The 13,751-nt window shown below is 64.4% G+C and carries 12 protein-coding genes; 5 read left to right on the forward strand and 7 right to left on the reverse strand.

Annotated features, from left to right (window positions below; translation table 11 throughout):
- Window positions 1-60: 60 nt before the first annotated feature.
- Entirely contained in the window at window positions 61-1,200 is a 1,140-nt protein-coding gene (locus tag ONR57_RS13040; protein ID WP_265124127.1) for a lipase family protein, read from the reverse strand.
- Between the two features lie 295 nt (window positions 1,201-1,495).
- Between ONR57_RS13040 and ONR57_RS13045 the strand changes: the two genes are divergently transcribed.
- Window positions 1,496-2,125: an alpha-ketoglutarate-dependent dioxygenase AlkB gene (locus ONR57_RS13045; protein WP_265123939.1), complete on the forward strand. Its 630-nt coding sequence runs from the start codon at window positions 1,496-1,498 to the stop codon at window positions 2,123-2,125.
- 8 nt (window positions 2,126-2,133) lie between these two features.
- Here ONR57_RS13045 and ONR57_RS13050 read toward each other — a convergent pair whose 3' ends face one another.
- Window positions 2,134-2,988, reverse strand: a complete 855-nt coding sequence (locus ONR57_RS13050; RefSeq protein WP_265123940.1) for a helix-turn-helix transcriptional regulator — start codon at window positions 2,986-2,988, stop codon at window positions 2,134-2,136.
- A gap of 85 nt (window positions 2,989-3,073) precedes the next feature.
- On the opposite strand from ONR57_RS13050, the gene ONR57_RS13055 reads away from it, so the two are divergent.
- Window positions 3,074-3,604 carry an SRPBCC family protein gene (locus tag ONR57_RS13055; protein WP_265123941.1) on the forward strand — a complete coding sequence of 177 codons (531 nt, stop codon included), beginning with the start codon at window positions 3,074-3,076 and terminating at the stop codon, window positions 3,602-3,604.
- Here ONR57_RS13055 and ONR57_RS23340 read toward each other — a convergent pair.
- Both ONR57_RS23340 and ONR57_RS13065 read right to left on the reverse strand, forming a co-directional pair.
- Window positions 3,576-4,625, reverse strand: coding sequence for a class I SAM-dependent methyltransferase (locus ONR57_RS23340; RefSeq protein WP_265123942.1), 1,050 nt, complete (start codon window positions 4,623-4,625; stop codon window positions 3,576-3,578). The genes ONR57_RS13055 and ONR57_RS23340 overlap by 29 nt on opposite strands.
- 14 nt (window positions 4,626-4,639) lie before the next feature.
- On the reverse strand, window positions 4,640-5,464 hold the full coding sequence (locus tag ONR57_RS13065) for an MBL fold metallo-hydrolase (protein WP_265123943.1): 825 nt from the start codon (window positions 5,462-5,464) through the stop codon (window positions 4,640-4,642).
- Between the two features lie 159 nt (window positions 5,465-5,623).
- Between ONR57_RS13065 and ONR57_RS13070 the strand changes: the two genes are divergently transcribed.
- Window positions 5,624-8,476 (forward strand): AAA family ATPase, encoded by a 2,853-nt coding sequence (locus ONR57_RS13070; protein ID WP_265123944.1) that lies wholly within the window; start codon window positions 5,624-5,626, stop codon window positions 8,474-8,476.
- 11 nt (window positions 8,477-8,487) lie between these two features.
- On the opposite strand, the gene ONR57_RS13075 is transcribed toward ONR57_RS13070, so the two are convergent.
- Together ONR57_RS13075 and ONR57_RS13080 are read right to left on the reverse strand one after the other, a co-directional pair.
- The gene (locus ONR57_RS13075) at window positions 8,488-8,979 is read right to left on the reverse strand and encodes a DUF3237 domain-containing protein (RefSeq protein WP_265123945.1); all 492 of its coding nucleotides are present in this window, start codon (window positions 8,977-8,979) and stop codon (window positions 8,488-8,490) included.
- 216 nt (window positions 8,980-9,195) lie between these two features.
- Window positions 9,196-10,134: a DUF2867 domain-containing protein gene (locus ONR57_RS13080; protein ID WP_265123946.1), complete on the reverse strand. Its 939-nt coding sequence runs from the start codon at window positions 10,132-10,134 to the stop codon at window positions 9,196-9,198.
- Window positions 10,135-10,189: 55 nt separating this feature from the next.
- Here ONR57_RS13080 and ONR57_RS13085 point away from each other — a divergent pair, with 55 nt between their 5' ends.
- Window positions 10,190-10,753: a TetR/AcrR family transcriptional regulator gene (locus ONR57_RS13085; RefSeq protein ID WP_265123947.1), complete on the forward strand. Its 564-nt coding sequence runs from the start codon at window positions 10,190-10,192 to the stop codon at window positions 10,751-10,753.
- Between the two features lie 39 nt (window positions 10,754-10,792).
- Entirely contained in the window at window positions 10,793-12,229 is a 1,437-nt protein-coding gene (locus ONR57_RS13090) for a wax ester/triacylglycerol synthase family O-acyltransferase (protein WP_265123948.1), read from the forward strand.
- Between the two features lie 63 nt (window positions 12,230-12,292).
- On the opposite strand, the gene ONR57_RS13095 is transcribed toward ONR57_RS13090, so the two are convergent.
- Window positions 12,293-13,687 carry a wax ester/triacylglycerol synthase domain-containing protein gene (locus ONR57_RS13095; RefSeq protein WP_265123949.1) on the reverse strand — a complete coding sequence of 465 codons (1,395 nt, stop codon included), beginning with the start codon at window positions 13,685-13,687 and terminating at the stop codon, window positions 12,293-12,295.
- Window positions 13,688-13,751 lie beyond the last annotated feature (64 nt).

Below are 13,751 nucleotides of genomic sequence, written 5' to 3' on the forward strand. Positions count from 1 at the left end.
CACCTCGCCGACCGTTTAGCAAAGTGCTAAACCCTCTGCGAGGGTTTAGGAACACCCCGGTCACCTGCAACTAGTCGGTGCCGGAACACCCCGGAACCGTGCGTCGAGGTAGTCGAGCGCCTCAACGAATCCCGCGGCTGCGGGAATCATGTGCTCCGCCACTTCGTGTGTGACGAAGTGCAACGTAGCGCCAGCGTCACAGTAGCGCCGGGCAACCTGCGCGACGGGTTCGTACGGGGTGAGTGGGTCGAGCCGCCCGTGCCACATATGCACAGGCATTGTCGGAATCCCATCGAAGTGAACGAGGCTGTTCTCCCGCATGACAGACCTGGCCGCTTCGCTGTGAAACCAGTCGGGCGAATTCGTCAGGTCGTTGGCACTGCGAAACGCGCCATGGAACAGAATGCTGCGCCGGCATTCGTTGCTGAGGAAGTCACGCAGCCAGAGGCCGTGGTGGTTCAGCTCTTTTTCCATCTCGAAGCGGTCGGGGTATTCGCGTTCGAGACCAATTGCGGCGGCAAACGCGAGGCCGAATCCGGGATGGTGTTGCTGGCCGATGATCTCGGCCATCGCTTCAAGGTCAGCTGGCACACCACCCTGCACCGCACCGGCGATGTCGAGGTCGGGCGCATACTCGCCAGCCATGGCGGCTGCCCACGCGGTCGCCATGCCGCCGCCGCTGTAACCGGCAAGCCCCACGCGGCTGTCGGTGAGGCCAAGTTCCGGCAGTTGACGCAGCGCACGAATACTGTCCAGCGTGATCATGCCCGCCAGCGGACCAGCACCGTAGGCCCCGTGCTGACCCGTGTGATCGGGGAGGTTCAGGGCCCATCCCCGATCAAGGGGCAGCAGGTAGCCCGGCGCTTCGGCTTGCTCCAGGTTGAACAGGGCTCGTGATGGCGCGCACCGCGCGCCGAGCGCATTGACAATCGGCTGGTAGGAAAGTACGGGTATACCTGCGCGCGCTCCAGGTGGCAGGAGCAGTGTAGTGACGGCAAGTATCGGCTCACCGTGTGAATTCGTCGAGCGGAACGCGATATTCCACCCCGAGGCACCGGCGTAAATCGATGCGTCGGTCGGCCGGAAGCGCACGACGTCGCCCGGACTGTATCTATCCAAATCCTCCGGAGCCCGGTAGAACGGGTCCGGGTCGGCCACGGGATACGCCGGCCGCGCGGCGGCCTCATTCGGGCCCGCCATGTGCGCGGTCACCCCCAGGCACGCGAGCGTCGCAAGCGAGAGCGCGAGTGTTCTGCGCCAATGGCGTGACGCAGACGCGCCAACCTTATTCCACATTGTTCCCCCCGAATCCAGCGAATCCACCACGATGCCGAAACACCGTGTGTCACTTACCCCCGTGCGTCCCAGGCGCTTGAAAGCTGACTGCCGTGGTCGCGCGAGTCACATTACACCCGCTACTGCGTTCGCCACCACACCAAAGGCGATCTTCCCTGGATACATACCCCTGTCAGACCCCTCCTATACAATCGAACATGTGTTCCCATCGCATCAGGCATCGCTCTTCGACGTATGCACCGCCGAACCCTCTATCGGCGATCTCGCAGGTATCCAGCGCACCGCGCTAACCGACGGCGCCTGGGTTGATAGATGCCCGAACTGGATCACCGGCTCGGAAGTTCTATTCGACGATCTCGTCGCGCACGTACCGTGGCGGGTTGAGCGGCGCCGAATGTACGAGCGTGTCGTCAACGTACCCCGGCTCGTGTACTTCTACGAAGAGGGCGTACCGCTGCCGAATCCGCTGCTGACGCGGATCCGTGAGGCACTGGACCGCTACTACGCGCGCGAACTCGGCGAACCGTTCGTCACTGCCGGAATGTGCTACTACCGCGACGGTTCCGACAGCGTCGCCTGGCACGGGGACCGCATCGGCCGCAGCAGCACCGAAGACACCATGGTGGCGATCCTGTCGCTGGGCGACGCGCGGCCCCTCATGCTCAGGCCGCGCGGCGGCGGGCAGTCGCTGCGATTCTCGGTCGGCCACGGTGACCTCCTCGTCATGGGCGGTTCATGCCAGCGGACGTGGGAGCATTGCGTCCCCAAGACCTCACGCCCGGTCGGGCCGCGGGTCAGCATCCAGTTCCGGCCCCACAACGTGCGATGAATGCATCGTTACGAACGGCTGTTATGGTGCGCCTGACCGAGAGTGAGAACGAAATCAAGTTTGTTTGCGTCCTCAGTGCCGGGCGCGGCAGTGTAAACGACCATTCGCAAGTCGTTTCCCGGCAGGACAAGAATGTCGCAGTCCAGCCGGATAACACCCGCCTCCGGGTGACGCAGTGTCTTTGTTTCGGCCAGATGCTCGACGGCCACTCCTGCGCGCCACCAAGAGTCAAATGTGTCGCTCGCCAGCTTGAGTTCGGCGATGAGGCTCTTCACCGCAGCATCATTCGGATACCGGGTCTGGGCAGCTCTCAGGTCCGAGACAAGTGCCTGCTCAAAATGCTCGCGTTCCGGCCCGCTGAGTTCGATCACATCACCGAGGAGTCCATGGAAGTGCAGCCACACAAGATTCGAATGGGGAGGACGTACCGCCGAGAAGTCACCAAACAGACACCGCCATGCGAGATTTCCGGTCACATAGGTCCACGCCGCATCAAAAACCGCGGCCGGCAGTCCAGTCATGCGGTTAAGGATGCGCACACCGCCCGGCGAGAGAGTCCGCGGCACAACACCGGAAGGCTCTGGCAGTTGCCCGGCGGCGAGAAACAGCTGGCTGCGTTCAGCACGAGTGAGTTGCAGTGCACGCGAAAGCGACTCGAGAACTTCCGGGCTCGGATGCGTCGCACGCCCCTGTTCGAGCCGATCGATGTAGTCAACCGACACGTTTGCGAGCACCGAGACTTCGGAACGCCGCAGACCGGTAATTCGCCTGTTGCTCCCGGCAGGCAGTCCGGCGTCCTCGGGCGTCATCCGGCGCCGCCATGATGTGAGCAGCTCAGCGAGCTGACCGCTGTCGTTGTGCATAGTTCAGTATCGCCGCACGTCCGCGCTCGTGGGTGGTACTCACATTCCTACCGGTGCACGAACGATCAGCCGGATTCTGAGAAGCATGCACACGAGAACGCGAACTGAGCACCTCCCTGTCACTGTGGAATCACCGTGCACTGCCCCACCAAATCACACCTTCAGTGTCATCGCACCGATCGAACTTCCGCAGATTTTCAAGGCGTGGGGGCCGTTGCCCGGTGTCACCGGCGTGAGCGGGCAAAACGGCGCATGGGATCAGGCTGGGCGCAGCCGTGTGGTCCGATTCACCGACGGCGGTACAGCGCGAGAAAGCCTCGTCGAATACACGCCACCGCACAGCTTCGCGTACGAGATCACCGAATTCACAAACACGTTGCGGCACGCTGTCCAGTCGATCAGGGGCGAGTGGACGATAACGCCCAATGGGCGGCACAGCACCGTGCGCTGGACGTACGGTTTCCGTCCTGTCCCCCGCCGGGCATGGCTGCTCCGCACCACGGTTGTTCCGCTGTGGCGACGCTACGCCCACCGCGCGTTAGCCCTCGCTGTCCACGCGGCAGAAACACCCCAACCGCCCCGGCCGACTAACGACGGAGCTCAAATACTCCGTTGACGGGAGTCTGTGACACGAGACGACACGTCGAGAAACCAGCCGATGCCGCGAGACGCGTCACCGCTTTCGGCCCGGCCTGCGCGCCGAGAGCTGCCGCGCCCGGCTGCGAGAGCGAAGCTGGCACACATTGAAACGTCGAGCCGGTGTAACTGAGCGCTGCCATCGGATTCGCAATGTTGGCTGCGAAGTCATCCTCCGCATGTGGTTCGACAACCAGGACGGCACCGTTCGGTGCGAGTACACGCCGCGCATGTACTAGAGCCGCCTCTGGGTCACCCAGGTCATGCAGCGTGTCAAGCAGGCATATCAGGGTGTACCCGTCAGCTGGATAATCCGCCGCCCCAGCGACTTCGAACCGCACTCGGTCACTCACCCCGGCTTCCGCCGCGCGTTTCCGCGCGACGCCGATAGATTCCGGATGGAAGTCGAAGCCGCGTACCTCAGCTTCCGGGAAGGCCTGGGCAAGCAGCACGCTTGCCGCGCCATGCCCGCACCCGATGTCCGCAATCACCGCCCCCGCAAGGTTTTCGGCGATACCGCTCAAAGCCGGAATCCAGTCACTCGTCAGACTCGCGGCATAGCCAGTTCGGAAGAACCGCTCGGTTCCCTCGAACACGGCCGGATGCTGCATGTGCCACGGGATGCCCTCACCGGTGCGGAATGCGGTCACAAGCTGGTCGATGCCAGCGAACCAGCCATGTGCGAGCGTCGCGCTGCCCGCCATGAACACGGGTGACTCTGGGTCGGCAAGAACCGCAGCCACTTCATCGCTGAGCGCGAATCTTTGTGTCTGCGGCCGGTATTCGACGAAACCGGCCGCGGCCTGCTGCGAAAGCCACTCACGCACATAACGTTCGGCGGTCCCGGTACGCGCTGCAAGTTCAGCGGGTGTCGCTGGTCCTGCGGCGAGCCCGCGATAGAGGCCGAGACGGTCGCCGACCACGATCATTGCGGTGGTCGCCGCGCCCGTCACCGCGGTGAGTAACTGCTGTGCGAATTGGTCGATCTTTTCGGGGTTCACTATTGATCTCCTGGTCACTGACTGTCGGCTGGTTCGAGCGTGGCGAGCAGAGCCTCAAGTTCGGCTTGGGTGGTACCTGGTGCGGGTGGTGCATCGGGTGCTGCTGCGAGGTTCGCGAGCATCGCTTCCGTGTGCCCATGCGCCGGTGGAAGATGTGAGCTGAGAATCGCCGTGGGTTCGAGCCGCCGGATCTTGTCCAGGCTGCGGGCGAAAATGTTCGTGTCGACGCTGGTCACCCACGGGCTATCCACTGCCGCCCAACTCATCTGTCCCTGCGTCAGCGTGAGAGGATCGATCTCCGCTATCGACGTCACTGCGGCCTCGTCGAGGCTTGGCAGTGGCGCGCCGAAGCAGTCTGAACTGAAAAGAACACCCGAGCTGTTGTCGAGAATCCCTGTCGTACTTGGGCTGTCGAATAGCGGTGGTCGTATCGCTGTGAGGTCGCGATCCCCCACGCTTATCCGGTCGCCTTCCGTGACGACGTGCAGGCGGTCCAGCGGAAACGACTGTTCCGGCCCGAGCCGGCCGATGGCAAAGAAATCCGCGATGACCCGTGCGTTCGGGGCGAGTTCGAGCAGCCGGTTGAGGCTGCCCGTGTGGTCGCGGTCTTCATGAGTGAGCCAGATCCAACGTATTTCGTCGAGTCTGATGATTGACGCGAGGGCGTCGAGGAACTGTGGCGAAAGCAGGCCCGCCCCCGTGTCGACCAGTACCGGCTCTGCCGCGTGGAGCAGGAATGCGTTCATAGGCAAGTACCCGACATTCGGGATTGGCCACAGCGTCGGGATGACGTGGACCTCACGGGTTGCGGAGAAGGGTTCCGCGACGACAGGTTGCATTGGTGTCTCCTCGTTTAGTGTGACGCGGTTTGTCCGGACACAACGTTCCTCGCAACTCCAGCGCTGCGACCCGGTGCCGCACCCCCACTTAGCTCTGCACGTCACCCAGCTAAGGGTGCGGTCTTGAACGAATGTCACCGGGCCCGGCATGCTCAAGCAGTGACACTGCTGCTGTCGCCTGAGTTGGTTGGGCGTGAAACCGAATCGGCCGGTCTTGAACGTGCGATCGATTCTGCGCGCAACGGTGCGGGCGGCGCTTTCGTGCTCATCGGTGAACCCGGTATCGGGAAATCACGACTGCGCCGTCACGCCGAGGCGTACGCACAGGCGCGCGGGCTACTGGTCTTGTCGGGACGGTCGGTGGACGGCTCCTTCGCGACCCCGCTGCGCCCCTTTGCGGAGGCGCTGAGCAGCGGTTTCCGCGAGGCGGGCATGCCACGTGAGGCCGCGCTCACCCCCATCTTGCCCACGCTTGCGCATCTCGTGCCGCACTGGTCCTCGAAGCAAGCGCCCGAGATCTCGGCGCTCACTGTTGCGGAAGCACTGCTGCGTCTCCTTGAGGTCAGCGGCCGTGGCCGGGGCGCGATGCTTGTGCTGGAAGATCTTCACTGGGCCGATCAGGACACGCTCGCTGTCGTTGAGTACCTGGTAGACAACGTGGCGAGCCACGGCGCGCTCTGCCTCCTCACCATGCGGCCGGAGCCACCGGCGGCGTCACAATTCGCGCGCCGGGCCGCCGATCGCCGCGCGGCAGCCGTGCTGGATCTGCGTCCACTCACTCCCCGTCAGGTTGACGCGATGACGCTCGCCTGCCTCGGACAGGACGCCGTGTCCGCTGACCTTCTTGCCTTTGTACGGGCCCACGCGGATGGCGTCCCCTTCTTCGTTGAGGAACTGCTCGCCGGCCTGGTCCGCACGGGAAAACTCACCGCCACTGACGGCGAATGGGCGGTTTCGGGCCCCTTGACTGCGGAGGTTCCGACAACTTTCGCCGAATCCGTCACCCGCCGCGTCGCTGGCCTCCTGTCAGAGGATCGCACCATCGTTTTTGCTGCCGCGCTGCTGGGACGTGACTTCGACTGGTCGGCGTTGTCAGCGATAACAGGTCTCGCAGACCGCACGATTATGGAAGGCCTGCGCAACGCTACTGCGGTGATGATTCTCGAGAACGCGGGCGGCGTGGTGCGGTTCCGTCACGCGCTCACACGTGAGGCGATCCTGGCGTCAATGCTGCCGCCCGAGCGAGTTGAGCTAGCGACACGTGCCCTCGCCGCCGGGACAATCCATGACCCCGGTGTGGTGGCAGAGCTTGCGATCCATGCTGACCTGCCAGGCCGAGCCGCTGCTGCGTTGCTCGAGGCGGCCGAACAAGCGCGTGATCGGGGTGCACTTGCAACTGCTGCCGCTCGACTCAAACTCGCGTCGACGTTCGATCCAGCGTATGCCGACCGCCTGCTCATGTCGGAAAGGCTCGCTGACGTTCATGCGCTTGCCGGCAACACTGATGCGGCTATCGCGTTGGCTGAAACCGCGCTCGCGGAACGTGTTGTGTCGGGCTCGGATACCGGGCGGCGCATCGACCTCGAACTTGTCCTGGCGCGGGCCCTGCTCACCAGCGGGTTGTACGCCAAGGCGCAGGAGCACGCTGACCACGCCTATCAGAGCGCCCTAGCTGAGGGTGATACCGCTCGGCAGGCACGAGCAAGTGTCGTTGCCGCGCAGATCGCAGCGGAGGCTGGTGACGTCTCGGTCGCGGAGCATCTCGCGCGAGAAACCCTCGGCTCGATAGGAACAATGCAGCCCGAGGTGCGCTGCGAGGCTCTGGAAGTACTCGGACGATGCGTCCGCCTACGAGATGTCGCTGACGCAGAGCGAATCTTCGAATCGGCACTCGAGGTCGCGGAGCAGCACGAACTCAGCTTGTGGCGGGCGCGGGCGCTGCACGAACTCGGGACAATCGATCTGCTTGACCGCATGGCGACCGATCGGCTCATTGCGGCGAGACGCGCCGCGGTGCAAGCCGGGGCACCAGCACTGGCCGCGGTTGCCGATTTCCATCTCGCGTCGGCGCTGATCTCACGCAACAGCATCACCGACGGACGGGTCGCGGCCCAGCGAGCTGTGGGTCTCGCGGAACGCCTGAAGCTGTCAGTGCTCGCTCCGGCCCTCACAATTCTGGCCCGCTCCTACGCGCACGAAAGAAATCATCAGGCGGTTGCCGAGGTTGTCGCGCGCATCCAGACCGCCGCGCCCGGTGATCCGGCAGTCGCGGCGGGGGTTCGGAGCCACGTGTACGCGATGCTGGCCCTGCACGAGGCAGATCGGGAAGCAGCCCGCACCGCACTCAGTGAAGCAGCAGAGTTGCTGCGCCAGCGCCCGGGCACACACGACCCGCACCGGGGACTGTGGGCTTTGCTCTGCACGCTCGACGGGGATGGACGTGCCGAGCGGACAGAGGCTGCCGAGGCGGCGGGAGCGGATACGCGATTCAATCGCGCCATGCTCCGCGCGGCGGATGCGGTGGCAGCCGGCCGCGACGGAAACACAGCCACGGCTGAGGCGCTGTTCACGTCAGCGGTGGCGGATCTTCGCGGATATCAGGGTGCGGAATGGATGGTGCAGCTCACCAGCTGGCTCATCGCTCCCGCAGCGCTTGCGGATGGGTGGGGCGAACCGGCGGCCATGCTGCAGACAGCAGTCCGCTGGTTCGCCAGCCACCATTACGAGCCGCTCGCGGCGTCATGCCGGATCATGCTGCGTAACTCCGGCGCGCCGGTGCCGCGTGCCGGGCGAGGCGTGTCCGCGGTGCCCGACCAGTTGCGCAAACTCGGTATCACCAGTCGCGAGATGGACGTCATGCAGCTGGTCCTGGCCGGATTGACGAACCGCGAAATCGCGGATCGTCTTGTGCTGTCACCAAAGACCGTGGAGAAGCACGTCGCGAGTGTCCTGCATAAGACCGGCAACGATGACCGCACGCAGCTGCGCGGGCAATTCGGTTCCAGGGTCTGAAGCCCCCGGTCCTATACGCGGATCATCTCGCCCTGCGACTGCAGGATTCGGTGCGCCACGACGGTCAGTTCGCCGGTCGCCATGTTGGCGCGGCCGGTGTGGACGACAGCCATGCTGTTCAGGTGTCCGAACTCAGCGGCAGCGGTTTCGAAGGTCGCGAGTGCCTCGATCGTGAATGCTGCGTCAGGCCACGTGAAGTCAGGGGCGGTCAGCGCGGCAAGCGAAGGAAACTCCATGTCCGCAGGCGGCAGCACGTAGCCAGTGACGTGTACCGCGATCACCTCGTCTTTGTAGTGGATCATTTCACGAGCGTCGACGACGCCAACACCGTCGGCCCGGATCCGGAAGAAGTCAATCCCGGTCATCTGCGCTCCCGCGAGTGCACCGTCAGTGATTGTGCCCGCGAATTCGTTGTCCATCCGGAGACCGTCGGCGACCAGTCCGATGGAGCCGAGCTTCGTGAACCCGCCCTCGAGCCGGTAAAAGAAGTTGTCGCTGCTCATGTCGCGCCTTTCGTATCGGTTGTGGCGCCGGAGTTGTCGCGGCGCCCCGAGTCAAGAGTCCGCGATTCACGTGTTCTGGTCGCGGGTGGCGGCTCCCCAGTTAGCGCCACGCCAAACCCAGTTAAGTCACTCAGTAAGGCACTTCGCAACGCAAGGAGACATGCCTCGACATGAGTAGGCCGCATTAGCACTCTGCTAAACACGCAAACAACAGTGTCATCCGAGGCGCACAACCTCTGCCCCTACCCGGCCCGCAGCCCGATTCAGCATCGCGCGCACCACAAGCGCATGGAACGGACGGATCAACGCGAAATACGCACGCCCCCGCCGATTGTGCAACTGAACCGTGGTGGTGAGCAGAGTGCTCTCCGCGTCGCGCCGTATTGAGGCACGGAAGTTCAGATGACGAGCGTCAGAACCAAGAACGACCTCATTATCGTCGCGAGCGATGACCGCGAACGTCTCGGGCGTGCTGCGTTCAATCCCTGCGACCTGAACCAGACGATCACGCAGACCCATTAGGCCCGTCACCCATGCTGGCGGGTCGTTGAACACCGCGTCTGCCCAGGCTTGCGGATCATCAGAGACGTTTCGGCGCCGCTCGATCGCAAACGCATCAGCGTAGTCGACGCGGTCGAGCGCCCCGGAAAGCAGAGCACTGCGCGCTGGCTCAACCTTCCGGGCACGCGGACGCTCGATACGGCGCAGGACGCGCGCATACACCGATGGTGCTGCTGGACGTTCCGGAGGCGCACCAAGCTCAGCCTGAAGACGATCCAGCACACACTCGAGTACGGCGTCGTGCGACGAGCGGATCACCGCCTGCCACCCGAGCCACGCCACCACAGTGGCGTCGGCGTCGACCTCGTGACGCACAAGCGACTCGCTCGGCCCGAGCTGGCGAACCGTGAAGGTGTGCGTGCCGGTGATACCCATACCGCCCGGGAATGTGAACTCCAGGAGACACCCCGGTTCGTAGGCACTGATCGTTCCGTGGGTTCCCGTAGCACCGATAGCGACAGGCCCGTCCAAGCGCATCGGCTGCCACTGCGGCGGGTAGAGCACATCGCCTGGCTGACCAAGGCTTGCTAGTAATGGCGCGATGTCGTCGGGGGTGCCACTGACGACGCGCTCGTGGACATTGTGAATCTTCATACAACCGCCTCCGTACGGTACCGTATGGTCACTAACCATACGGTACCGTACGGGAATGACATCGCGAAAGCGCCTGTCGGCTGAAGACTGGACCGCCGCCGCTCTCCGCGCCCTCAGCGAGGGTGGGCTTGCTGCTGTGGCGGTGGAACCGCTCGCTGCCCGGCTAGGTGCAACAAAGGGCAGTTTCTATTGGCATTTCTCCGGCCGTGACGCACTCATCGAAGCCGCCCTAGAGCTATGGGAGCGCACCGGCACCGAAGACGCCATCACCGCGATCGAGGCCGAGCAGGCGGGACTGCCCCGGCTCCGCGCCCTCATAGTGGGTGCCGTCGTGGAGCACACCGGCGAGGCGGCCCGCGTAGAGCTGGCGCTGCAAGCTACCGCGGCACACCCATTGGTTGCGCCCGTGCTCGCACGCGTCACGCGGCGGCGCCTCAGCTACCTCGCCGGCCAGTTCGAAGAACTCGGCTTTCCGCCCGGTGAGGCCGCACGCCGCGCCCAGCTCGCCTACACGAGCTACCTCGGGATTTCACAGCTCGCCCACGCAACCCCCGGGGAAACCGATCTGTCGCCCGCCTACCTCGACACAATGGTCACAACCCTCACCGCATACCCGTAATTTCGGGCCCGGTTCTGCCCGAGCGAGTACGTTGTGGGGATGGCGAAGTGGCTGTCCCCGCTCGACGCGATGTTCCTGTACATGGAGTCCCCCGATTCGATGATGCACGTCGGAGGGCTCGTCGAAATCGAAGTCACCGACGGCACAAGCGGTGACATGAGCAGACGGATCCGCGACGAACTCGAGGAAATGACATCTGCGCAGGCGCCGTGGAACCTCAAACTCGCCACCCCGAAGTTCCTCAAGAATCCCGCGCACCGCTGGATCGAGGACCCCGAGTTCGACGCGATGTACCACGTGCGCCGCTCCGCGCTCCCCAGCCCGGGTGGCGAGCGTGAACTCGGTGTGCTCGTTTCGCGGCTGCACAGCCGGCCATTGGACTTCCGCCGCCCGCCGTGGGAGTGCTACATCATCGAGGGCCACGAATCGGGCAACTTGATGATGTACGCGAAGGTTCATCATTCCCTCGTCGACGGCTACACCGCCGTGAAGATGTTCATGCGCTCGTTCTCCGACTCCCCCGACGCACCCGATGAGCCGCTGTTCTTCCAGATTCCGCCCGCGGAAAGGCGGCCGAAGCGGAAGAAAAGAGCAGAGCGTGAAGCCGACTCCCCTGCCGACCAGGGTTCCTTCGTCAGCGCGGTAGCAGGTCACATGACGTCCGTGCGTGACATCGGCAAAGGCCTGGGCCGCCTCTCGCGGTCCCGGTTCCGCAAGGATGACCCGATCGTCACCATCCTGCAGGCGCCGCGGAGCATCCTCAACGGGCGGATCGGCCGCAACCGGCGCTTCGCGACCCAGCAGTACGACATCGGCCGGATGCGCAGAATTGCCGACGCAGCCGGTTGCACTCTGAACGATGTTGTCCTCGCCGTGTGCGGGGGCGGTCTGCGCGACTATATGCAAAGCATCGGCGCGCTCCCAGCGAAGCCTCTGATCGCGTTCGTGCCCGTCAACATCCGCCCGAAGGACGATCCCGGCGGCGGCAACATGGTGGGCGGAATGCTCGCCTCGCTCGGCACCGATGTCGAGAGCGCGGAAGAGCGGCTCAAAGCTGTCGTCGCGTCGACAACCGCCGCGAAAAAGCAGATGGAGAAGATGAACCGTGCCGCCATCATCGGGTACACGATGTACGTCGGCTCGCCGCTGCTCGTCCAGACCGGCCTCGCCCAGTTCGGGCTCGGCAAAGTCTTCCCGCCCAGCTTCAACGTCGTAATTTCCAACGTGCCCGGCCCAACGAAGCCGCTCTACTTCCGCGGTAACCGCCTCGCCTCGGTATACCCCGTATCGTTCCTGATGCATGGCGGGCCACTGAACATCACGTGCGAGAGCTACGGTGACACCCTCAATTTCGGGTTCGTGGGATGCCGCGACACCCTGCCGCGTTTGCAGCGTCTCGCGCTCGCGTGCGGTGACGCCGTTGACGAACTCGAAAAAGCGTTCGTCGCCGATGAACACCATGGTGCCCACATCTAGCAGGGGTGTTTAGCACTCTGCTAAACACGGGAAACGACATTGTGTTAGGGGGCAGACACCCCGTCAGCCCGCGATTTGCCCTAGCGGCCTTTCGCCCAGCTCCGCCATGTCGCTGAACGCCTTCTGCAGCAACTCCCGATATCGCTGGGGCTCGCGCAGCGCCCCCGCCCCTCCAGACAGGGAAACCATAAGTTGCCCTTCGAGGTTGGTGACCTGGTGCGACAGCGGCGCGCCCTTGTTCAGCGCCGACACGATATGCGTGCGCACACAGCGGGCGTCACCGAGGTACAGCGGGTCTGCTCCGCGGAACACGTTCGTGACGACGGCATTCGCCCGTCGTCCCTCCACCGTGTCGCGACGGTGACCGCGTGCGGCGAGTGGCGCGAACAACGTCAGCGCAGCCTGCTCCACGGCGATTTGCGGGCCACCCGCGATGCGGGTCTTCACGTCGGCGATGGAGTCGTGCGTACGGCGCAGCCGTTCAGCATCGTCCTCAATGCACGTCCACAGCGGAACCGTTCCGCGGGTGATGTGGTTGCCCTCGGTCCGTCCCGACGCCGCGGGCACGGCGATGGGAACGAAGCACCGCAGCGGCTCGCCGGGCAGTTCGCCAATCTCGTCGAGGTAATGGCGCAACGCGGTCGCGACTGCCGCTACCACCACATCGTTGACTGTCGCTCCTGGCGCCGCCGCGCGTGCCCGCTTGATCTTGGCCAGCGGCACCGTGAAGAACTCGTTGACGCGTGCAGGCTCATCCGGGTCGGTGTCGATCGCTGACACCACCCACGTTTCCTCAGGAGCCTTTTCCGTTTCCTTCCCGATCCGCCGCGCCTCGCCCGCCAGCCGCACGAACGTGACGATCCGCGTGAACAGCAGCATCAGTGCGGTGAGGAAGATCAGCAATCGGGACGGGATGGCCGTGTCAGCAGGCTTCACCATGGGCGCTTGCCGTGGCCAGCTTGCTGGTTCCGCAGTGAATAGCTGCCGTTCGATGGCGGCGCGAGCTGTCCCGTCCATCGCGGCGTGGTCGGTGCGCAATGCCACGACGATCGCGCCTTCGGGCAGCTGCGGATGGGCACGCACGCCTTCGAGCAGGATGACTTCTAGCGGGACGGCGCACGCATCCGGTTCCGCCGCGATGCCGGCGAGCGTCGCGAGAGTGTCCTCCCACGTGCCTGCGCCCCGCACGGTTCGCGCTGAGACCCGCGCAGCCCCGGGTTTCTCCGTGTCGGCCACCCACACGGGGTTGTCGAGGTTCAGCGGTGTGGGGACGAGTCTGCGATGCAGCAGCGGCTGATCGCCGATGCGCGCCAGCACATAGGTGGACAGCTCCTCGAGCGTCGTGGGCACTGAGCTGGAGCCTTGAGCATCGAACGCGTACATCGCCACGACTGCGCGGCGGTGCGGTTCCTCGAACAGGTAGTACAGCATGGCCCCGACACCATCGATACGATCCACTGAGGCTCCCTCCGCCTGGCAGCGGTGACGTGCCGGTGCTGCTGCACCGTCAGAGAGTGAGTGT

Origin of the sequence: Hoyosella sp. YIM 151337, from assembly GCF_026041215.1 — a bacterium.
Taxonomy (GTDB): Bacteria; Actinomycetota; Actinomycetes; order Mycobacteriales; family Mycobacteriaceae; genus Hoyosella.